Origin of the sequence: Merdimmobilis hominis (genome assembly GCF_900104615.1) — a bacterium.
Lineage (GTDB): Bacteria > Bacillota > Clostridia > Oscillospirales > Ruminococcaceae > Merdimmobilis > Merdimmobilis hominis.
In genome coordinates this window covers 2,311,610-2,331,300 of record NZ_LT629939.1, presented here as the reverse complement: position 1 = coordinate 2,331,300, position 19,691 = coordinate 2,311,610, and the positions used below count along the sequence as shown (strand labels likewise).

The window sequence follows — 19,691 nt, the reverse complement described above, 5'->3', positions numbered from 1 at the left end:
CCAGCGCTGAATCCGTTCCCAATGGGGCAGGATGTGGGTCTCATATTTGCTAGGTTTTGTCTCTTTCTTGGCGATTGGGCTCCCCTCCTTTCCGGCTCCCCGCTATGGTCAGGGAGGGCCTTTCGGCTCCAAATACCGCTGGATTCCCCGCATGGCATAGGCAAGATCGTAGTACTCCTCCTCCAAAACTTCCAGCCGCTTGCGAGCCTCGATGAACTCCCCCTTGTCCAGGGTGTGCAGCGTGCTGCGGATTTGGGATATACGCCTCTCAACTAAGCGGGCACTCTCCTGGTATTCTTTGAGCAGTTCTTCCACCGGTTCACCCCCCTTTGTGGAAAACAGGGCCCGCACCCGATGCGGATGCAGGCCCATGGTTGGTCCCTAATTCCATTGTAACTTGGTTTCCAGAGGATTGCTCAGGGTGTAGGCGTTTAGGGCTTGACAAACCCCGAGAAACCGCACTGTTATGCGGGTTTGTAATTTTCTGGGATTGCTCTGTCAGGGCCCTTTTCCCCTTCCCTGTCTGGGGGTGTCTTTTTAAGGGGTTCAGAGAGTTCATCAAATTTTCCACGGGTCAAATCCTCTGCGGGGATCTCCAAAAAGGCCCAGCCCTGGGGCATGACATAGCGCAGGAGGAAGAGTTGGCGGCGCAGGGGATAATCCCGTTGGAGCCGCTTTACAGCCTTGCCTTTGACCTCAATGACCTGTACCTGCCCTCCCGCCCAAGTGAGGAGGAAATCTGGGGTGTAGTGCCTTGCCCCATAGCGGATTCCCCCCACCGTGACCGCTGGCAAAAGTTCAAACCGCGGGTGCTCCCGGCAGGTGGCGATCTTCCCCGCTATCAGCAATGGCCGGATATGCTGGGTGTAGAGGATTTCTTCCGCCTGGCTATCAAACCGCTTAGTCGGGGCCTTTGCTGGCGCCGCTTCCCTACGGTTCAGCTGCTCCTGGATTCTCAGGTGGGGGTTGCGCTGTAGGAGTCTTCCCAACTCTTCCGGGGTGAGAGTCAGGCCCATGGTCTTCCCTCCTCCGGCGACTCTTTCTTCCCACAAAACTTACAGCTCGCCATTTGGGTTCCCTCCTTTTTTAAACGAACAGCTTCGGCGGCCTGGGAATCTCTTGGTTAGTAGGTTTCCATAGGTGGAGGCAGTATGGATGGTTATTGACGTAGTCGCTTTTGGGAGGATGGTACTGCACGACTGTTTCCTCATCCCCAAAGAACATATCCTTGATAGCGCACATTTCTCCCCATGTGGGGCAGGTTTTCCGCTTCCGGCTACAAGGAGACACGCTGACATGCTCCCATCCCCCTCCATTTGATGCGATGCAGAAGAATGACCGGCCATCCACAAACACCTTGAAAACTCCGTTTTTGCCGTCTCCCTCTGTGCCATAAAAGCCCTTTTCCTCCGCCGTCAGCCGGCACTGGTTCAGGCTGTTTAGATCTTTCATCTAGTACTCTCCCCTCTCCCCGCCTGGATCAGCGCTTCCACCGACACCGGCAGCAGGTGGATGTCCCGCTCCAGGATGGCATCCGCCTCATCCTCCCAGGTGTCGTTGCCTTGGACTTCCGCGGCCAGCTGGTCAAAGGCGGTGAAAAACTCCATAATCCGTTTCTCCCCCCCACCCCAGGCGGCGCAGGGTGAGGAAGGAGAGTTTCAGCCAGCGGACGGTATACTCCAGTGGCTGCCGCTCCAGCAGCGCCCGCAGGGCCCCGATCTCCCGCCGCAGCAGGATGTTTTCTTTGGCTGGGTTCATCGTCCTACCTCCTAGAAATCGTAATGCCTAAACAACCACCGCAAAGCGTTGATAAGGTCTTTTTTTGTTATGCTGTCATGAGTTCCCATGTTTGCAACCTGGTCAATGGAGAGTACCTTTGTCGGGATGGGAACACTATCGTCCCCCAGTTGATATTTAACAATCTCAATTGCTTTACTAAGCGGAACATTATAAGTCGGAAATTTCAGGTCGTTATTCATCGGCTTCTCCTTCCTCCGGCCCTCTGCCGGGTGCCAAAATCTCGCTTCATCGGTGCTGGTACCACCTCCACTTGACTTTGGTTCCCGGACGAACGGAGAATGTTTTCGGGTGGAACGCATCAAAACCACCCGGCAGAAGGCCGGAACTTACTATCTCTAACTATCTCTAACTCGCTAATCCTCCGGCGGGCTTGGTAGCGGCATCCAGTGGGTTACAATAAATCGAGGCGCTTCCCATCCAACGTAGCTCCAGCCATCTTCACCCATGTAGTAGCCCTCACAGATCACTGGGCCTCCGCTATTTTCCCAGTAGACGATCACCTTTGTCGCTGGCTTCGGCGTCCTCTCCTTGACGCTGATCCACTGGGGCCTCAGCTTGTCCATACACCCGGCGCACACGCAGTACATCACCGGCTCTTGCTTCCCGCAAAACTTACAGCTTGCCATTTTGATACTCTCCTTTTCCTTGTTCCATTTCTGCGATCGCCTGGAAGATAGGGTAAAACTGCTGGGGCACCACCGCATTGCCTAGGCATCTAAGTCGGTCCACCCGGTGGGGAACCCCATGAGCCACTCGACCCACGTCGGGTTCAGCTGGCCACCAACATGGGTTTGCAGCTGGTATTCCCTCCCTTTCCGGCTGGCTCTGGTCCCCCGGTTTTTCCAGTCGGTCGCTATGGGCGTGGGGAACATTGCCGCCACTGCATCCAGCCGGGCATAACTCTGTGCCCCATTCTTCCCAATGTGCCGGATTGTGCCGTTCCGGGTCATATGGGGGTTGATCGCCGTCCTGCCGCAGTCCGATGCGCTTGGGGTCGGCCACATCCGCACCGCTCCCGGCAAACCGTTCCGGGGGTCTGGCGACACCTCCCCCCGCTTCTCCCCATCGTTCGCCCGGGGTGTAGGCCACAGCTTTGCCGCCTGGATCAGCTTCATAGCATGGCGGCTCTCCCCGTTGTACTCCTTCCCCGGCAGGTCCCCGCAGGTCGCGTCGAACTTGGTCACGGTAGGCCACAATGGCAACCCGGTCCCTGCGGTGCGGGGCGTCGACGGCACAAGCCGGAACAACAAACGCCCCTGTGGCGTACCCGCGGGTTTCCAGGTCAGATAACACCTGGTCGAGCGCCATTGTGACGATTCCAGCAACATTCTCCCCAACAACCCAACGGGGCTGCAGTTCCTCAATAACCCGCAGCATTTCTGGCCAGAGGTAACGGTCATCCTCCTTGCCTCTGCGCTTCCCGGCAACAGAAAAGGGCTGGCAGGGGAATCCGCCGGAAATAAGGTCAACTGCTCCCAATCCTGTCCGCTCATAAAACGCCTCCTTAGTCAGGCTACGGATGTCCCGCCACCGGGGCACATCCGGCCAGTGTTTTTCCAATACCTTGGCGGGGTAGTCCGCCCATTCGCACTGGCCGACGGTGCGGAACCCCGCCCACTCCGCCGCCAAATCCAAGCCCCCAATCCCGCTGAACAGCGACAAGTGGGTCAACATTCTTCCCTCCCTTTCTGGCCCCTCCATCTCCAATGCTCACAATTCTTGGCCCCCGATGTGGCCAGAACCCCCTTGGGCAGATGGGGGCAGGCGTAGGCCCCTTGGCTTCTCCCCCACCGCCCCGTGTTGTTGGTGCAGTAGGCGCACTTTCCCCGGAGCTCCTCCAACAGGGCATCCCGCTCCCTCTTGATTTTTTGGGCTTCCCGGAGTTCCTCCACCGCCATCCGTACAATGGCACAGCCGTGGATGCAGCAATTGTGCTCATACCCACATCCCAGGCAGGCAAGGCTCCCAGTCTCCACCTGCATCCGGCGCAGGGCATCGATCAATTCTTGGTGTTCCATGATCTCAATTTTCTCCCTCTATGTACTGGATTATTTTAATCTGGTTGATGTCTTCGCCCATCCACCAGGCCATAACCTCTTTTGGCTCGGCCCATTGTGTGTTCAGTCCCTTTGCCCTACGAGCATCTAGCATCCTGGCAAATGCGGATTGGTACATCTGTCGATAGGCCGGGAACTGGTTAAACTCAAAATATCGACGGCCACCGGCCATCGGGCATCCTATTCAGCCGACGCGGGTAAACCCACAGCTATACAAAGGGTTTACCCCTAGTCCCTCACTGCGGATATAATCCCAAACCTCCCGATCCAACCAGTCAATAATAGGGTTGCAGATTATTTTGGCCTGCACTTGGCACCGCTCTATCATTTGCCGGGAATCATCGTTATCGTTGTTAATGATCAGGCGTTTGCTGATATCCTTAGCTGTATCCTCCATGATCCCCCGGCCAGACCGTTTCGCACTTTCCGCCCGCCTTACCCCAGTTGTAATGACACGGTTTTTTCCGGCTTGCTCTTTTAACACCTCACAGCAATACCGGATCCTCCTGGTCGGTGGCATCAATTTTTGAGGGATCAAGCTCCACATGCTTATCCGCCGGCCCTTATATGTGGGATAGTTGATGGTGCATTTTATCCCTTTTAACTCCAATCCCCGAAACTTAGCCTTTACATGCTGCACCGTCTGGGGGGCATCCGCTGTGGTGAGACTATGCTGCACTTCAAACGGCACCCCTGAGCGCAGTGCCAACTCAATACAAATATCGCTGTCCTTCCCCCCGCTGGTGGTCACCAGCAACGGCTTGCCATAATGGGCGATAGATAACTCCGCCGCCATCTTGATCCGCTCAATGGCTATTTTTTCTTTATCCACGATTCTCCCTCCTTTATTCCCGCTTCGGGGCGGCTGCCTTCTTTCTGGACGCCCCAAATTTGGCCGGCGGCAACGCCAGCAGGACATATCTCTGGTAGGGCCAGCCGGTGATCTGGCTGACCCCGCTTTCCACTTCCCCCCACAGGCGGTACCCTTTGGGGATCTTCGGCTCTTTGCGCCAGCTGCCCGCCGAAACCACCTGGCGGCTCTCCTTGGGACGGGTCAGGTTCTTTGATGGGTTCCACCGCTTCCCCCCAGTCTCCCGGAAGGTTTTGCTTGTCTCCTTGATCAGGTACTCGGCCAGGCCCCGGAACTGCCCATCCTCATAGAGGCTTTCTGTCCGCACCATCCCGTGGGGCCAGAGGGGTGCAAGCAAGGTGGGGTCAATCCGGTTCATCACCAGGTGGTGGTGGATAGCTGCGTTTTTATACTCAGTCACCCAGATGTATTTCAGTTCCTTCCCCTCCCGGCGGTAGAGGGCCCGGGCCTTCCGCAGGAACTTGGCCAGCTGCTCCTTGGCCGTATCCCCATCGGGGCGGTTCTCCTTGCGGTAGGTGAGCAGGACGAAAAGGTCCCCCTCCGCAAAGTTGGCGTTGAGAAGGAGCCACAGCTTTTCCAGCGCCCGCCGCTCATTGGCCCGCTCCACTGCCTGGGGGGTGGGGCGCTGCCATTCCCCCCGGCGCTTCCCTTTGCTCCCATACCGGGAGGACTGGTATTTTTGGATTACCCGGATTCTTCCTGCTTGGGTTTCCTGGAGGAGATAGGCCATGGCTTCTTTTCATCCCTTTCGCTGTCTGTCGGAGAGTTAATGGCTATACCAAGGGCGCAACGCCCCTTTAGGGCTGTTTGTAATGCCGCCCCCTCTCCGGGCCAGGGAGTGGAAGCGGCATCAATTGATTACAAAATATAGGACATGTTGTGGGGAGAGCTCCACCTCTACTGCGACACGCCCGGATGGGTCCATAGAGGCTTTCCAATCGTGGCCAGCCAGAAGCGCCAGCATGAGCCCCAGCAGCTGGGGGCTGTCAAACCCGTTGACGGTCAATTTCTCCGCCCCCTTTTCTTCTGGATGTGCTCTTCCAGGTACTGGTCAAACCCCCGGCGCTGTAGGTCGGTGAGGGGGTATCCGCTGCGGGCCCCAATCCCCCGGCAATACTCCAGGTAGATGGGATGCACCCACGGGTGGTTCACGTTGTACCGGTAGCCGTAGGGGTTCCCGTGGGCATAGAGGTCGCTTTTCTTCATCGGGCCCTCCGCAGTAGGTGCTCCGCGTCCCGGGCTTGTTGGAGGCCCTCCCGCTCGGCGGATTTCAACCCCTCGATCTTGTTATGCCACGCGGCTACCTTTTCGCAGGTGGTCCCGCAGGGGCGCTTTTCGCACCCGAAACAAGGGGAGGGGTAGATGCTTGTCCAACAGACGGCCATAGTAGAGCGCTCCTTTCCGGTAGATGGCGCGGGTGGCGGCGAAGCCACCCAAGGTATGTACAGCCCACTCCCCAAAGGAGAGGGCCCCGGCCTCTAATCCCCCCGCTACCCCCAGGATATAGAGCAGGGCGGCGAGGAACAGCCAGCTGTCCAAGGTTGTCCAATCACTTCTCACGGTTGATGCCTCCTTTCCCAGTCCAGTAGGGGTGAACCATCTTTTTCCCGCTGTAGTCCGGCAGGTGGTGGCGGCAGTTCGGGCAGACATATCCTCCTGGAGGGAGGGCCGCTTTCGCGCTTACGTTCCACACAAGCCCGCAGCGGGTGCAGGTTGCTACCATTTTTCCAGCTCCTTTTTTAACTTCTTCCGGATGGTTTGGCCGCGCAGCCTCTTGGAGTTGTTGTTGGGCTTCAACCCCAACAGCAGGCTGACATATGCTTTAGCTTCTGACGCGGAATCTCCGGTTACTATGTACTTCTGCCCGGTCTCCCGGTCGGTTACCAGGTAGATTGAGCCATCTTCCAGAGTCAACCGCACCCGTTCTACGAGCACATCCATATGGTCCCAGGATCGCAAAAGCTCTTTTGCCTCGATCAACCATTCTTGGATCGCATTCATTTTGGGAACCTCCCTGTGCGGATATCCTCCTCAATAAGAGGTATGGCCGCCTCCGCAATGATGCGGATGAGGGATGGCGGCAGGTCGATCTCTCTCACCGGAGTGCCATCGGGGAACATAATGCCGGTGCAGATGTTGCCATGCTTGTCCCTAAATAGGACTTCGCCCCCTCTTGGAGGCGGGGTTTCGTGATAATTGGGCATGTGGTTTTCCCTCCCCTGCCGCCCCGCTATGGGCGTTTTTCTGTATTGCGTACCTTCTTTTCCATGTGGTAGGATGGAGAAGAAAGGGGTGTTTTTGTGAAATTGGATTATAATTGCGTTCGCGATGTCATGCTCTATCTTGAATCAGTTCCATATATAATCACCAATGAGAAAGACAATGTGGAATTCACCGGTGTATGGCTACCTAATATTCGGGAAGCCCTTCCGAACTATCCACAAGAAGTAATCTACTACACCCTAGAGAAGCTTCAAGAGGGCGGTTACTTGAACATGACTGCTAAATGGTCTGGCGATGGTCTGTATATATGCCGCGTGAATTACATCACCTTTATAGGCCATGAATTCCTAGAAAAAATCCGATCGGATACGGTTTGGGATAAAACCGTCAGCATCGCTGGAAAAGTTGGTAACTTCGGTCTACAGATGCTTTCAAAAATAGCCGAAGGAATTACTACTGCTTATATAAACAACCTTCTATCCAACTAAAATCCAGTCATCTGCCACCAAGTCCTCCGCTGTGGGTGTCCATCTCCTGTGGGGGATTTTCCCTGTTACGCTCTCAACGATGCATCCATCTGGCGAATTGGTCGGTTGAATCTTCACCGGTGCGCCCTTACAAGGATTTGGTGTGAGATACATCCACCGCTTTCGAGTGATGAAGGGTTTTTCTAAACCGCACGAAGCAACAGCCTCATGGATATACATTGCCATCCCTCCTTTCTGCCGCCCCGCTATGGGCGGCTATTTTTATGCCCCCCGCTGTTGGGGTTCGCCTGGGTCGCTGTAGAACAAGGTCCAGTCGAAGCCGAGGACTTGGGCGATGCGCTGGGCCACTCCTGTACTTGGTCGACGTTTGCCACTTTCAATCATCGAATAATAGCTGACTGAAATTTTGGCCTCATATGCCACTTCACTTTGGTTTGCCATTTTTTCTTGACGTAGTGCTGCAAGCCATGATTTTGAGTTCAAGATATGTGAACCCCCTTCTTCATATTTCTCATTTTGTGAATCTCTTTGACTATACTATAATTCACAATCCGAGAAATGTCAAGGGAAATTTTAAATTTTTTCTTTATTTTTCACTTTTTGTGAATTAGAATTGTAATGTAACATATTGTGAATTATGATAAGGATAAGGATGTGATGTTCCCATGTTGAGAATCCGCGAGCTTCGAGAAAGCCAAAATATCCAGCAAAAAGAGCTGGCCACAAAATTGAATATTGGATTCAGCACCCTAAGCCAATATGAGACTGGTAAGCGTTTCCCTGACTATGAAACACTACTGAAAATTGCGGATTTTTTTGGAGTTACTACAGACTTTCTTCTGGGGAGGTCAAATCAAAAAGACAAGCCCGTCCCCCCCGAAGAGGACGAGCTTGCCAAGTTGCTGGAAGATCCGGAGACCCGGGAGTTCTACGAGCTAATCAAGGATTTTTCCGACGATGAGTTGGAGGATCTTCTGAACTATGGCCAGTACCTGATCGCCAAGCGGGATTCGAAGAAAAAGCCATAAGCTCTTCCCGCTCCTTTTGGGATAGGTTTCGCCTCAGTTGAAAAAGGGCGGTAAGCAAAACTTTGCGCCGCTTCCCCATTTCCCCTGACAGCCGTGTATCTGACATTCATTCCACCCTCTTCCCTCTCACATTTTTCGATTCGGCTGGCCACCCTGGTGGGTGCGCTGCTCTTTATGGTTCCATTATATTAGAACAAGTGTTCTTGTTTCAAGAGTAAAAATCGACAAAAAGTGTACAATTATTTCTATATGTGTTGGAGGGTGAAATATGAAAAAGAGACTTATTGCTTTGGCATGTATTGTGGCGGTGCTCCTTTCTGCCTGCGGGAATGGGGATGGAGCGGCCGGCAATAACCAAGGCGCCTCTTCCCTATCGACAAGCCAAGCAGAAGACAGCACTGTTTTTCGAAATGTCAAATGGGGAATGAGCAAGGAAGATGTTGTTGCGTCGGAACAACATGAACCAAGCTATAGCAACGAAAAATCTCGAATTATTATATATGAAGATCAATTGGTGTGTGGTCTGAATTCCACCTTGATGTATATTTTTGATTATAACTTCCAGTTATGCACTTGTGTTGTTCTACATACTGAATCACATTCCTCTGTGTCACTATATGTCCAAGATTACAAAGCATATAAAGCTGGTTTGACTGAAAAATATGGAGAACCAACTACGGATGAACTCATTTGGCATGATCGCACATTTTTTAATGATCCCAACCATGCCCTATCCATTGGAGATTTGGAATATATTTCAAAATGGGAAACTGACGACACGGAATTTGAGTGTACCCTCAAAGGGGACAATGGCAAAGTAGAATGTACCATCAACGTACAAAGCAAGGAATATCCTATGCCAAAAGCTGATAGTGGCCTATAACAATAAAAGCCCCCTGCCAGGGTGGCAAGGGGCCTTGAAGCTATTCTTTTGCCGGCTGGCGGCGTTTGCCTTTGGCTCTGCCGCACATGAGCCGTCGCTCCGATGGTGTCAAATGTTGTAAAAGTTGTAGTAGTGGGGCGGTTCGTCTGTCGGGTTCGGAGCTACCTTTCTTTTTTGGCAAGGTAAGTCTCCCCTTACTGCTAAAAAGTAAGACCCCCTAAGCTGTCCCTACGATGATGTCACTGTCAAACTTTTTAGGTGATGTGTTGGTATCGCCACCAGTTTGGCGGCATCACCCTCTTTCCGTCATTGAGCTGCGCTTGCTCATTCGCACCGGTGCTTGTTGTCTTTATTTTACTATTTTTGTCTTTTATTTCAAGTCGAAACCTGTCGAATAATTCGACAAATTGAATATTTTTTGTTTTTCTTTGAATATATTCGTTGAATTTCGTCATTTATACATGGGTTTTCTGTTGTTTTTGTGCAGTATGGTTGGCATTGCCCCAAAATTCCCGATGATCTTCCCATTTTCTGATTTTGTCGAATTTTTACGATAATTCGTTTTTTATACACTGGGAGGTGTGCCAAGTGAAAAAGGCTGTCATTTATGCCCGCTACTCCTCGGATTTGCAGCGGGGCGAGAGCATCGATGCCCAGGTGAGGGCCTGCAAATATTTTGCCCAGCGCTATGGGTATGAGGTGGAAAAGGTCTATGCAGACCGGGCCGAAAGCGGGCGCACCACCGCCAACCGGGCCCAATGGATGAGCATGATGGAGGATGCCTCCCGCAGGGAGTTTGAAGTGATCCTGGTCCACAAACTAAACCGGTTCAGCCGTTCCGGCCTTGATACCCTCAACTACAAAGGCCAACTGGCCCAGTACGGCGTGGAGCTGGTCAGCGTCACCGAGCGGTTGGACGATTCCCCAGAAGGCCGGCTGATGCTTTACGTTATTGCGGGAATGAATGAGTTTTACAGTGCCAACCTGGCCACCGAAGTTATGAAAGGTCTGAAGGAAAACGCCTACAAGGGCAGGAGTACCGGCGGCCGCCCTCCTTTGGGATATGACCTCGACCCCGAGACCAAAAAATTGGTCATCAACGAGTTTGAGGCCCAGGCGGTGCGGATCATCTTTGACATGTATGCCGGCGGGTTTGGCTATGGGGCGATCATTGACCGGCTTAACCGCGAAGGCTACCGGACGAAGCGAGGCGGCCAGTTTGGGAAAAACTCCCTCTATGATATCCTCAAAAATGAGAAATACATCGGGGTCTATACCTTTGACAAATCCACTCCTAAAGGGAAAGGCCCCCGCTCTGACCGGCATAAATACAAAACGGAGTATATCCGAGCAGAGGGCCAATGCCCCGCTATTGTAGACAGGGACGTCTTTGAGTTTGTACAGAAAGCAATGGAGGCGAATCGGCATATGACAGCAAAAGGGAAGGCAACCACTAATTATCTCCTCACTGGGAAGCTGATCTGTGGAGAATGCGGTCACAAGATGGTAGGAGAAAAAAGAGGGTATGATGGTCGAACCTATTTTTATTATGTCTGTAACGCCGCCAAACGGAAAGGGACCTGTACCAAAGCTGCCGTCCGCAAGGAGCTGGTGGAGGAGATGGTGCTGGATGCCTTAAATCAAATGGCTTTTAGCCAGCAGAGTGTAGATGCTATGGCAGAGGCTGCTTTTTCCACCTACTCAGATGACCAGCAGGGTGCAACGGCCAGAGCCTTGGATCAACAGCTGGTAGAGACCGAGAAAAATATATCCAACCTGGTGCGGGCAATCATGAAGGGAATTGACGATCCTGCCGTGCAAGATGAACTGCAAAAACAACGGCTCCGTAAGGACACCTTGCAAGTGCAGAGGGCTGCGCTAGAGGATATCCCAGACCAACGGATGGACTTGGAGCAGCTGAAAGACTACTTCAAAAATTTCCTTGATATTAAGAATTTGTCGGAAGAAGCTCAAAAATCCGTAATCCAAAGGTATGTGGATCGGGTATACCTGTATGACCTCCCCCACACCCCTGACGATCCCAAAGGCAAGCAGTATGAAATAAAGCTGGTGCTAAACCCCAACCAGGAGGATCTGACCGGTCTCATTGATTTTAAGGATATGAGGGGGAGCAGTCTCTCTCCGCCAAGAAAAACCCGCTTAAACAATGTGTTTAGGCGGGTTCTTTTTCTTTTTACAATAACCCGCATTATAACCCATTATGATGGAATCTTCTACCCCAATTACACCGGTAAAACCACCGAAAAAAGGGCTGTGGAACCCTCTTTCCAAGGGACTGCGGTCGCCTGTGCTGTTCTCGCCTTGTCCACAGCATATTTGGGGTACTCTCTTTCCACTTGCCAAGAGGACTTAGAAGCTGAAAAAGAACTGGCAGATGCCCTTCACAAGAGCAGTATCTCCCATGCCAGCAAAGAAGCCAAACTGCGTAAAACCGTCCGGCTTTATCAAAACCATCTTGTTTTTTACTCCTTACAGGAAAGTCCTTGCTATCACGCCCCTATCTGTGACCGGCTCGAGGGATTCCGAACGGTAAGCACATGTTCGCTGGATGAGGCCAAAAGGCTTGGCCTGTCCCCCTGCCTTTTCTGTATTGAAACCGAATAAACAATACCCCGCCCTTCCGATTGTGGAGAGGCGGGGCTTTTTTGTTATTGATAGGGGTTTTGCTTGGCGGTGGAAAAGGCGCTGAACAGGCTCGCTTTCTGGGATTTTCGCAGGTCGCTTCGGGAATCCAGGTAAGCCTTGGCCTCGTCCTTGGTGACGCTGCCGTTGCCGTTTTGGTCGGCTGCCTGTTTGGCCAGCAGATATTCCCCATAGGCGATGCCCGCCTGTTTGCAGGTCTCCACCGCTTTGGCCGTGGCTCTGTCGTACTGGTAACTGCGTACCGCCTTTTTCCGGCCCAGCTCGTCGGCCAGGCCATAGGCTTTCTCCACCATGGCCGCCTTCTCCCGGTCGGAGAGCTTCTTCCATTCCCGGCTGCCCAGGAAATCCTCCAGGATCTGGTGGGACTGCTGCCCCCGCTCCCGGGTGTAAGCGGTGTACTCCTTGGCGGAGAAGTCGTGGCGCTTGCCATCCCTCTGGATATACTTCTGAGGGGAGGCGTTGGGGATTACCCCGTTGTCCCCCAGCTTGTGGTAGAGGCGAAGCACCTCTTTGTCCACCTTGTCCTGTTTGGACTTGGAATAATAGCCGGGAGAAACCAGGTTCTCAATGACCCGCTCCCCCAAGGGGGCCTTCTGCTCCCGGCCCCAGACGTCCAGCTTGGGCTCGATGTACTTGCTCCCCCCGGGGATTCCCTTTTGTAAAACAGTCGACCGGAAGGCCGCCTGCAAATCGCCGGGAACCAGGCTGTTTTTGTCTTTGTAATAGGTGTTGCGCTGGGTGCCGTCCAGGATGCGGTTGACCCGCCCAAAGGCGGTGGGGAACGCCTGGCCGAAGTAGCTCTCCGCCGCCGAGACGGCGAAGGCCTGGATGGCATTGCCCCCGTTGTTCTGGGCGTAACTGGCCGACTGGATGGCCCGGTCCAGGCCGGAGAGCATGGACATCTCCACCATGGGGTTGGTCAGGGACAGAACTGCCTCCCAGGCTGCTTCCGGGCCCAGGGAACCCTGTTCCAGCTCCTGCTGCAAAGCGACGCCGGTGAAAAACGGCAAGCTGGTGGGGGCCAGCCAGTCCAATGTATAGGTGGCATCCCCCAGCCTGAGGGCGTAAGGCTGCCAGCCGGAGACCTGCCGGTCGTAGGCCTCCTTCTTTTTGTCCTCCTCCGCCCCGCCGGTAAAGAGCCCCAGCTTGGAGAGGAAGAACCCCAAAGCCATAATGCCGGAACCGGTGAGGCCGCTGGCCAGCTGGTCCAGGGCGTGGGCGGCATCCACCTTGCCGGTGCGGACCGCCTGATTTAGGTTATAGACCCCGGCCAAGATTACTTATGTGCGATAAAGAAGTAATAGAAGTGTAAAAAATTTTGCCGTTCCTATCCGGCACTTGCGCATTGTGTCGGATAGGGCGGGCGGTTATTCGGGCAAGTCCACCTTGCCAACAAAAGAATAATAAATCTCAATGTCCTGTCTGCGGGTCTTGTTCTCGTCATAGCTACACTCATGCACAACGATTTTCTCTACAAACTCCCGCAGCAGAGTAGGGGTAAGTTCTTCAAAGCTGGTATGCCGCCGGACAACATTCATAAACTTTTCTGCGTTCACGGTGGCTTCCTGTGCTTTGGAAAGCTCCGCTTGGATAGCAGCGGCTCTTTCTTTCAGTTCCCGTTGTTCTGCTTCATAGTCTGCCGACAGTTCTGTAAAACGCTCGTCTGATATGCGCCCGGTCACGCTGTCCTCATACAGCCGCTTGAAGATAGCGGATAGCTCGGCTATGCGTTTCTCGGCGGCTTCCAGTTCCTTTTTCTTGGCGGCGTTCTTGCGTTTGCCCCCGTCCTCGTTCTGCTCAATCAAGAGCTTCATAAACCGGGCTTCATGCTTTGCCGCATAGCTTGTCACTTTCCGCAGATTGGAGAGTACACCAGCGGTCAAGAGGTCGGTGCGGATAAAGTGCGCCGTACAGTCATGGGTGCGTTTCTTGTAGTTGCCGCAGATATAACAGTCCTGCTTGCGCTTGTCCGTCTGGTATCGCTGCTGATACATGACACTGCCGCAGTCCGCACAGAACAGTATGCCGGAGAACAAGCCCACTTCATCATAGCGGTTGGGGCGTTTACGCTGCTTGCGTAGCTCCTGCACCCGTTCCCATGTTTGGGTGTCTACGATAGGCTCGTGGTGGTTCTCGAAAATCACTTGCTTTTCCGGGGGATTTTCTACGCTGTGCTTGACTTTGTAAGAGAGCTTTTCTGTCTTGAAATTTACCAGACAGCCTGTGTATTCCCGGTTTTCAAGGATATGCACTACGGTATTGGTCGCCCACTTGCACTCATAGCCGGGGTGGTAGCGGCGGGTGCTGCCCGTCCTGCGGTATTCCAGCGTCCCCGGCGTGGGGATTTGCTGCTCTGTGAGCATACGGGCTATCTTGGTCGGACCGTTCCCGGCAAGGCAGAGGTTGTATATCTGCTTGACTACGGGTGCGGCTTCCTCGTCAATAATAAAATTTTCGTCCTCGTCCATGAGGTAGCCATACACAGGCTTGCTTGTGATGGGCTTGCCACTCATGCCTTTTGAGCGTTTTACTGCTTTGATTTTCTTGCTCGTATCTCTCACCAGCCATTCGTTAAAGATATTCCGCAGCGGGGCAAAATCATTGTCGCCCTGTGCGCTGTCCACTCCGTCATTGATAGCGATGAAGCGGATACCTTTCTGTGGGAAAATCATTTCCGTGTACATTCCCACTTGCAGGTAGTTTCGCCCTAACCTCGACATATCCTTTACGATAACTGTCCCGACTTTTCCGGCTTCAATGTCCGCAAGCATGGCTTGAAAACCGGGTCTTTGAAAGTTCGCACCAGAATAACCGTCGTCCGTGTACCAGCGCAGATTGGAAAAGCCGTTCTGCTTTGCATAGGTTTCAAGGATACGCTTCTGGTTGGAAATGGAATTGCTCTCGCCTTGCAGCTCGTCCTCATGGGAAAGTCTTGGGTAAAGGGCGGTAATTGGTTGTTGGTTGGTCTGTCTTAACATAAAATCCTCCGTTTCCGACAGCCAGCCCCACTATTCCGTACCTTGATTGTACCACATGGGGCGGCTGTCTGTATAGCGGCAAAAGCGTCAAATCTGCTTCTTTATGGTCGGTCAAATCGCCGTTTTTTGTGTAGCAGCTTCCGCTTCCAGCACTTTCATCATCTTGTCGGCTGCGGTGTCGGTTGCGCCCTGCTTGAAGAAGCCGGAAACGGTAAGGACGGAGTTGCCCATGCGGATTTCCGTTACACAGTCCGGGCGGCGGTCTGTTTTGGTGGTGCTTGTCTGTTTCGTTTCTGTCATAGGCTCTCCTTTCGCTGCTTCATCAGTTGCTTTAATCGTTCCAGCTTTTCCTGTGCGGTTTCCTTTCGGAAGTTGCTGCCCGTGAAGCGGACGGGGGCGCACATGGAAGTCAGCCTGTCATAGATACGGGCGTTGGGCGTGTCCTGCGGGTGCTGCAATTCCTCCAGCGTGAGGTTGGTCGTGGCGATCAGCGGCTTGCCGCTTCGGTAACGGCTGTCAATCACGCTATAAACCTGTTCCAGCCCGTATTCTGTCCCTCGCTCCATACCGAAATCATCAAGTATCAGCAGAGGGTAGCTGCAAAGGCGGGAAATATATTCGTTCCTGCCCTCAAAGCTGGCGGCAAGGTCATTGAGTATTGTTGCAAAGTTTGTCATGCAGACGGCAACCTCTTTTTCCATAAGAGCGTTGGCGATACAAGCGGCAAGGTAGCTTTTTCCTGTCCCCACGCCGCCCCAGAACAGGTAGCCGATATTTTCAGCCTGCATGGTTTCCCAGCTCTCCACATAAAAGCGGGCGGTTTCGGTCTGCGGGTTTCTGCCGTTGTCATGCTCAAATGTCCACTTCCGCATAGCGGGGTCGGTAAAGCCCCGGCGTTTCAAGTCCTCTACTGTTTCAAGGTGCTTCTGTCGGCTTTCAGCGGCTTCCCGTTTTTCACGGGCTGCCCGCTGGCAGTCGCAGTCTGTTGGGTGGCGGTCACGCCCGAAACAAGTCTTTCCCTCTGCAAAGTAGGCTTCTTTGGGCGTATGGCACTTGCCGCAGTATAACAGCCCGTCCTCGCCTGTGTAGTCCTCCGCTTCGGCGGTAGTGGTTGTAATGTCCGTAATCATAGCTTCAATCTCGTTTTTCATAAGCTCTCGCCCTCCTTGCATGAATAATCGGGTATGCCCTGTTTCGGGGCAGCCTTGCCTTTGGCAGCGTCCTCCTGCGCCCACTTGTAAATGGTGGCTGCATGGCTCTGGTACTGCTTCCCGGTGGAAGCGATATGGCAGGAAAGCCGGTCAAGGTAATACTCCCACTTGTCGGGCAGCTCTGTTTTCAGCCCGGAAAGCTCTGTATCGGTCAGTATCACATTGTTGTATCTGCCATAAGCAGCGGGGGCGGGGTGTCCCGTTTCTCCCTCTCTCTCTTTTTCTATCTCTATCTCTTTCTCTAACTCTATCTCTGGTGGACGAATGTCGGACAAATGTCCGCCTTTTGTCCGGGGCGGTAAAAGTGCCTTGTTTTCCAGCCTTGCAGCCCGTTTCCTCTCGGCTTCGGTAGAGGACTGTCCTATCATCAGCTCAATATCGGTCATATAGAAAGCCCCGCTGTCAAGCTGCTCCACAAGCCCCAACTGCCGGAAAATCTCTAAAGCCCTCTCAACCGTCCCTATCTGGTGGCGGGTCAGTGTTGCTATCATCTGCGCTGTGTAGGGGATATGCTCGTCAAGCTGCAACTTCCCGCCGTTTTTCAGCGATTTTAAGTACAGCTTCAAGAGGATATTGGAGTATAAAATCCCGTCTTTCATATCTTCCAGCAGCACAATGGAGTCGCTGTCAAAAAAGTTCTCTTTCAGCTTGAGGTAGTAATATTTGCGGTTATCTGCCATTGTCCCTGTCCTCCTTTTTCCGGCGTTTGGAGTAGTAGCGGGGGCAGAGTATGATAACCGCCCGGAAGCTCTGCTTGCAGCTATGGGTACAGCCCCGACAGAGGTCGTTGTATGTGATACGGTCGCAGGTGGTATTCCCGACTTTCACTTGCCGCAGGAAAAAAGACCATTCCAGCCGCCGTTTCTTGCTCATTCTTGGCATGGGTGCGCTCCTTTCTGCCGTTTCCGCTGGTGTGACGGTATCGGCGGTAATTCTGTATCATCTCGGTATCATTTTCGGGGTTTTTCTGCCCTGTAAGTCCCTTAAAAAATCCTTTGGTATCGCGGGTAGGGTACGGGGCAGCCCCCTTGTTCTGTATGGGTTCGGGTACATTTTGGGGTGGTTTTTATCGCTCCTGTTCCTGCCTTTTCACAGGCTTGCGCTCCCGGCGTAAAATCTGGTCGATATTGCCCTTGACGGTCTGTAAGCGGCGGTATTCCTCCCGTTTTGCCCGGTAATCGTTGTAGCCGCTGTTTTTCTCTTTGATAAGGCTTTCAATCTCTGCTTGCAGGGCTTTATAGCTTGGCAGCTTGGAAATACCGTTCTCTTTGAAATAACGGGCGGCTGCGTCTGCTATGATAAAGTCGCTTTCGTGCTTCTGTCGGTAGGCTGCTTTTGCTTTGGCGTTTTTCTGCTGTTTCAGCCCGTCCCGGACAGGGCGGGTCTTGGAATAGGCAAGTACCTGCCGTTGCAGCTCCTTTTTCTCGTTCAGCGTCTTTTCCACCTGCTTCAGCTCTGTAAGGCTTTCCTGCATGGCGGCATAGGCGGCAGAACAGGCTTCGTCCAGTTCCTCCGGGGAAGAAAAGCCGTACTGCTGGTAGGCGGTAACAGTAGCCGCCATCTGCTTTAGATTGTGCTTTGCCGCCCAGCGGTCATAGCCCACGCCCTTGCCCTCGGCTCGCTTGGCTTCCCGGTCAACCATGCGCTGCAAGGTGTTGTCTGCCGGGGTGGTTTTTGCGGCTTTTTCCTCCCGCAAGCGTCCCTTTTGGGTGTGGGGGTATTCGGGTATGGCTGTGGTCTGTTCGACGGCCCTGTGGGCGTTCTGCGTGAGCAGGGCAAGGACAGCAGCCTTGTCAAAATCGTCCCCCAGCTTCCGGGCTGTGATAGGCTTTGTCCTGTCCGGCGTGAGGTAGGAAAGCCGCCCCCGGCTCTCCTTGACGGTCACGCCCTCCCGCAGCAAAAGGGAAGAAAACTCGTCAAAGCTGCCAGCTTGGGAAAGTGCTTGCCGTATCGTCCGGCGCAGCTTCGCCTTGTCCGTTTCAAACTTGGTGGGCTTGGTCGGCTGTCCTGCGGCTTCTCTGGCAGCGTTCTCTTTATCAAGGGCAAGCTGCCCTTTCTTTGCCGCCCAGTATTCCCGTTCGGTTATCCGTTCCTTGCTGCCGTTCAAGAGGTCGATTTGGTAAAGCCCCTCCCGGTGGCACATCTCCATGACTTCACTCTTTAAATATTCCATAGCGGCGTTGGTGCAGCGGTGCTTGCAGCCCTCCCGTGTGTCGGCGGGTCTGTCCATGTAGGGCAGAAGCGGGACTTCATAAATCCGCAGGGAGTTGATGACGATATGCACATGGATATTGCCGCTGTGGTTATGCCCGTCCGGGTGGGTGCAGATTAGGGCTTGGTGTCCGGGAAAATGCTCCTTGCAGAACTGCTCGCCCAGCTCCTGCGCCCGGTCTACGGTCAAGCCGTTGTCTGTCCCGTCCCGTGGGTCAAAGCTGATGATATAGTGGTGGTTTTTCACATCTTCCCGTTTTTGGTTTTTCTCATAGCGGAGATTGGCTCGCATACAGGCAACAGCGAAATCCTCGCCCCCGCAGTTAAGGGAAGAAATGCGGTAATCCTCCCTCGGTATCAGCCGCCCGTTTTCATCAAGGGTGGGCTTCATGGTAAACTCGTCATGCTCAAATGTGAGGTAGGCTTCCGCTGCGCCATAGTCGGCATTTTTAGAGCTGATATGTTTGAATGTTGCCAACAGCGTCACCCACTTTCTGCAAGACTTCAAACTTTAGGGCAGCAAGGTCGGAAATCGCCGCCCGTACCTCCCCGGCAAGCTGCGGGTAGGGGCTGTGCCACTCGTTCAGCGTTCGGGCTATCTGGTTTAAGTTGCCGCCGATCCTGCCGTATTCGGCGGTCAGCTTCCCGACAGCGGCAAGCAGCTCGTCGTTGACGGGGGAAACGGTTATGATGGGGCGTATGGCTGCCCCGGTTATGGCTTGCCGGATAAATTCGGCTTGGCTCATGTTGTAAGCAGAAAGCCTTTCCGCAAACTCGGCGTATTCTTCCTCGGTCATGCGTGTCTTGACTACCCGGCTGCGGTGCGGCGTGTTATATCGTTTTCGCATGGTAAAAACCTCCTTTCTGTGCGTGGTGTCCTCTCACTAATAGGAGAAAAACGGGGTGTAAAGTGGAACTGTTTTTGAAAAATCCGAAAAATTATTTTGAGGGATTTTTAAGCGGCGTAAGCCGCATTAGCAGGGTTTGGGGAAGGCACTCCCCAACAAGATTCCCGCAGGGGCAAAATGAGTGAAAAGCGAATTTTGGTACTGCGGTAGAACCTTGCTCTAAGAAACTGCCGGACTGCCGTTCACTTGCTACTGCCACTTTTTCGGGAAATCTATAACCAGTTTTTTTATAAAAGGCAGCGGGCTGGCATTCTCCCCCTTACTCCCTACAACACCGCAAAAAGCAAAAATGACGGACTTTCCGGCAAGAACTTTTCCGGCAGCTCGGTCTTTCCCGACAATAAGGCGTTTTGGAAACGGTGTTTTGCC

General features: G+C 53.4%; 31 protein-coding genes. 4 read left to right on the top strand and 27 right to left on the bottom strand.

Features of this window, described 5'->3' with window-relative positions; genetic code table 11:
* Nucleotides 1–108: 108 nt before the first annotated feature.
* The 17 genes from BQ5353_RS11195 to BQ5353_RS11135 all read right to left on the bottom strand — a co-directional run bounded on the left by BQ5353_RS11195 (nucleotide 109) and on the right by BQ5353_RS11135 (nucleotide 6,932).
* A complete protein-coding gene (locus BQ5353_RS11195) occupies nucleotides 109–315 on the bottom strand; it encodes a hypothetical protein (protein WP_143117232.1) in 207 nt (68 codons plus the stop codon).
* A 149-nt stretch (nucleotides 316–464) separates the two neighbouring features.
* On the bottom strand, nucleotides 465–1,016 hold the full coding sequence (locus BQ5353_RS11190) for a DUF1064 domain-containing protein (protein WP_071428260.1): 552 nt from the start codon (nucleotides 1,014–1,016) through the stop codon (nucleotides 465–467).
* 70 nt (nucleotides 1,017–1,086) lie between these two features.
* Nucleotides 1,087–1,452: a DUF7694 domain-containing protein gene (locus tag BQ5353_RS11185; RefSeq protein WP_071428259.1), complete on the bottom strand. Its 366-nt coding sequence runs from the start codon at nucleotides 1,450–1,452 to the stop codon at nucleotides 1,087–1,089.
* Nucleotides 1,449–1,607 carry a hypothetical protein gene (locus BQ5353_RS12925; RefSeq protein ID WP_154667592.1) on the bottom strand — a complete coding sequence of 53 codons (159 nt, stop codon included), beginning with the start codon at nucleotides 1,605–1,607 and terminating at the stop codon, nucleotides 1,449–1,451. Before BQ5353_RS12925 ends, BQ5353_RS11185 begins: the two co-directional genes overlap by 4 nt.
* A complete protein-coding gene (locus BQ5353_RS12920) occupies nucleotides 1,585–1,758 on the bottom strand; it encodes a hypothetical protein (protein WP_154667591.1) in 174 nt (57 codons plus the stop codon). The genes BQ5353_RS12925 and BQ5353_RS12920 overlap by 23 nt, the downstream gene beginning before the upstream one ends.
* An 11-nt stretch (nucleotides 1,759–1,769) precedes the next feature.
* Entirely contained in the window at nucleotides 1,770–1,979 is a 210-nt protein-coding gene (locus tag BQ5353_RS11180) for a hypothetical protein (protein ID WP_071428258.1), read from the bottom strand.
* Between the two features lie 174 nt (nucleotides 1,980–2,153).
* Entirely contained in the window at nucleotides 2,154–2,363 is a 210-nt protein-coding gene (locus tag BQ5353_RS13490; protein WP_407657178.1) for a DUF551 domain-containing protein, read from the bottom strand.
* Nucleotides 2,364–2,412: 49 nt separating this feature from the next.
* The gene (locus tag BQ5353_RS11170) at nucleotides 2,413–3,474 is read right to left on the bottom strand and encodes a DNA cytosine methyltransferase (RefSeq protein WP_071428256.1); all 1,062 of its coding nucleotides are present in this window, start codon (nucleotides 3,472–3,474) and stop codon (nucleotides 2,413–2,415) included.
* On the bottom strand, nucleotides 3,468–3,818 hold the full coding sequence (locus BQ5353_RS11165) for a hypothetical protein (protein ID WP_071428255.1): 351 nt from the start codon (nucleotides 3,816–3,818) through the stop codon (nucleotides 3,468–3,470). Before BQ5353_RS11165 ends, BQ5353_RS11170 begins: the two co-directional genes overlap by 7 nt.
* A 223-nt stretch (nucleotides 3,819–4,041) precedes the next feature.
* Nucleotides 4,042–4,689, bottom strand: a complete 648-nt coding sequence (locus tag BQ5353_RS11160; protein WP_233424519.1) for a phosphoadenosine phosphosulfate reductase family protein — start codon at nucleotides 4,687–4,689, stop codon at nucleotides 4,042–4,044.
* A 13-nt stretch (nucleotides 4,690–4,702) separates the two neighbouring features.
* Nucleotides 4,703–5,458 (bottom strand): rolling circle replication-associated protein, encoded by a 756-nt coding sequence (locus BQ5353_RS11155; RefSeq protein WP_071428254.1) that lies wholly within the window; start codon nucleotides 5,456–5,458, stop codon nucleotides 4,703–4,705.
* Between the two features lie 120 nt (nucleotides 5,459–5,578).
* A complete protein-coding gene (locus BQ5353_RS12915) occupies nucleotides 5,579–5,734 on the bottom strand; it encodes a hypothetical protein (protein ID WP_154667590.1) in 156 nt (51 codons plus the stop codon).
* Nucleotides 5,731–5,934, bottom strand: a complete 204-nt coding sequence (locus tag BQ5353_RS11150; protein ID WP_071428253.1) for a hypothetical protein — start codon at nucleotides 5,932–5,934, stop codon at nucleotides 5,731–5,733. Before BQ5353_RS11150 ends, BQ5353_RS12915 begins: the two co-directional genes overlap by 4 nt.
* Before the next feature lie 81 nt (nucleotides 5,935–6,015).
* On the bottom strand, nucleotides 6,016–6,288 hold the full coding sequence (locus tag BQ5353_RS11145; protein ID WP_143117231.1) for a hypothetical protein: 273 nt from the start codon (nucleotides 6,286–6,288) through the stop codon (nucleotides 6,016–6,018).
* Nucleotides 6,278–6,451, bottom strand: coding sequence for a hypothetical protein (locus tag BQ5353_RS12910; protein WP_162273138.1), 174 nt, complete (start codon nucleotides 6,449–6,451; stop codon nucleotides 6,278–6,280). Before BQ5353_RS12910 ends, BQ5353_RS11145 begins: the two co-directional genes overlap by 11 nt.
* Nucleotides 6,445–6,729, bottom strand: a complete 285-nt coding sequence (locus BQ5353_RS11140) for a hypothetical protein (protein ID WP_071428251.1) — start codon at nucleotides 6,727–6,729, stop codon at nucleotides 6,445–6,447. The genes BQ5353_RS12910 and BQ5353_RS11140 overlap by 7 nt, the downstream gene beginning before the upstream one ends.
* Complete coding sequence (locus BQ5353_RS11135) at nucleotides 6,726–6,932, bottom strand: hypothetical protein (protein WP_071428250.1); 207 nt, start codon at nucleotides 6,930–6,932, stop codon at nucleotides 6,726–6,728. Before BQ5353_RS11135 ends, BQ5353_RS11140 begins: the two co-directional genes overlap by 4 nt.
* 96 nt (nucleotides 6,933–7,028) lie before the next feature.
* Between BQ5353_RS11135 and BQ5353_RS11130 the strand changes: the two genes are divergently transcribed.
* On the top strand, nucleotides 7,029–7,439 hold the full coding sequence (locus BQ5353_RS11130) for a DUF2513 domain-containing protein (protein WP_071428249.1): 411 nt from the start codon (nucleotides 7,029–7,031) through the stop codon (nucleotides 7,437–7,439).
* On the opposite strand, the gene BQ5353_RS13530 is transcribed toward BQ5353_RS11130, so the two are convergent.
* The gene (locus tag BQ5353_RS13530) at nucleotides 7,428–7,658 is read right to left on the bottom strand and encodes a Thoeris anti-defense Tad2 family protein (protein ID WP_071428248.1); all 231 of its coding nucleotides are present in this window, start codon (nucleotides 7,656–7,658) and stop codon (nucleotides 7,428–7,430) included. The genes BQ5353_RS11130 and BQ5353_RS13530 overlap by 12 nt on opposite strands.
* 42 nt (nucleotides 7,659–7,700) lie before the next feature.
* A complete protein-coding gene (locus tag BQ5353_RS12480; RefSeq protein ID WP_233424518.1) occupies nucleotides 7,701–7,922 on the bottom strand; it encodes a helix-turn-helix domain-containing protein in 222 nt (73 codons plus the stop codon).
* A gap of 182 nt (nucleotides 7,923–8,104) precedes the next feature.
* Between BQ5353_RS12480 and BQ5353_RS11120 the strand changes: the two genes are divergently transcribed.
* From BQ5353_RS11120 to BQ5353_RS11110, 3 genes are all read left to right on the top strand, one after another.
* Nucleotides 8,105–8,467, top strand: coding sequence for a helix-turn-helix domain-containing protein (locus BQ5353_RS11120; protein WP_071428247.1), 363 nt, complete (start codon nucleotides 8,105–8,107; stop codon nucleotides 8,465–8,467).
* Between the two features lie 268 nt (nucleotides 8,468–8,735).
* Nucleotides 8,736–9,350, top strand: a complete 615-nt coding sequence (locus BQ5353_RS11115; RefSeq protein WP_071428246.1) for a hypothetical protein — start codon at nucleotides 8,736–8,738, stop codon at nucleotides 9,348–9,350.
* A 588-nt stretch (nucleotides 9,351–9,938) separates the two neighbouring features.
* Nucleotides 9,939–11,975, top strand: coding sequence for a recombinase family protein (locus BQ5353_RS11110; RefSeq protein WP_071428245.1), 2,037 nt, complete (start codon nucleotides 9,939–9,941; stop codon nucleotides 11,973–11,975).
* 44 nt (nucleotides 11,976–12,019) lie between these two features.
* On the opposite strand, the gene BQ5353_RS11105 is transcribed toward BQ5353_RS11110, so the two are convergent.
* From BQ5353_RS11105 to BQ5353_RS11070, 8 genes are all read right to left on the bottom strand, one after another.
* Nucleotides 12,020–13,288, bottom strand: coding sequence for a hypothetical protein (locus BQ5353_RS11105; RefSeq protein ID WP_071428244.1), 1,269 nt, complete (start codon nucleotides 13,286–13,288; stop codon nucleotides 12,020–12,022).
* Nucleotides 13,289–13,381: 93 nt separating this feature from the next.
* On the bottom strand, nucleotides 13,382–14,992 hold the full coding sequence (locus tag BQ5353_RS11100) for a recombinase family protein (protein WP_054332544.1): 1,611 nt from the start codon (nucleotides 14,990–14,992) through the stop codon (nucleotides 13,382–13,384).
* Between the two features lie 111 nt (nucleotides 14,993–15,103).
* Nucleotides 15,104–15,292, bottom strand: a complete 189-nt coding sequence (locus tag BQ5353_RS11095) for a transposon-encoded TnpW family protein (RefSeq protein ID WP_002569233.1) — start codon at nucleotides 15,290–15,292, stop codon at nucleotides 15,104–15,106.
* Nucleotides 15,289–16,143: an ATP-binding protein gene (locus BQ5353_RS11090; RefSeq protein WP_071428243.1), complete on the bottom strand. Its 855-nt coding sequence runs from the start codon at nucleotides 16,141–16,143 to the stop codon at nucleotides 15,289–15,291. The genes BQ5353_RS11095 and BQ5353_RS11090 overlap by 4 nt, the downstream gene beginning before the upstream one ends.
* On the bottom strand, nucleotides 16,140–16,883 hold the full coding sequence (locus BQ5353_RS11085) for a phage replisome organizer N-terminal domain-containing protein (protein ID WP_071428242.1): 744 nt from the start codon (nucleotides 16,881–16,883) through the stop codon (nucleotides 16,140–16,142). Before BQ5353_RS11085 ends, BQ5353_RS11090 begins: the two co-directional genes overlap by 4 nt.
* Complete coding sequence (locus BQ5353_RS11080; RefSeq protein ID WP_005927784.1) at nucleotides 16,873–17,085, bottom strand: hypothetical protein; 213 nt, start codon at nucleotides 17,083–17,085, stop codon at nucleotides 16,873–16,875. The genes BQ5353_RS11085 and BQ5353_RS11080 overlap by 11 nt, the downstream gene beginning before the upstream one ends.
* A gap of 184 nt (nucleotides 17,086–17,269) precedes the next feature.
* A complete protein-coding gene (locus tag BQ5353_RS11075; protein ID WP_054332546.1) occupies nucleotides 17,270–18,892 on the bottom strand; it encodes a relaxase/mobilization nuclease domain-containing protein in 1,623 nt (540 codons plus the stop codon).
* Nucleotides 18,864–19,262: a plasmid mobilization protein gene (locus BQ5353_RS11070; protein ID WP_054332547.1), complete on the bottom strand. Its 399-nt coding sequence runs from the start codon at nucleotides 19,260–19,262 to the stop codon at nucleotides 18,864–18,866. Before BQ5353_RS11070 ends, BQ5353_RS11075 begins: the two co-directional genes overlap by 29 nt.
* Nucleotides 19,263–19,691: the final 429 nt, after the last annotated feature.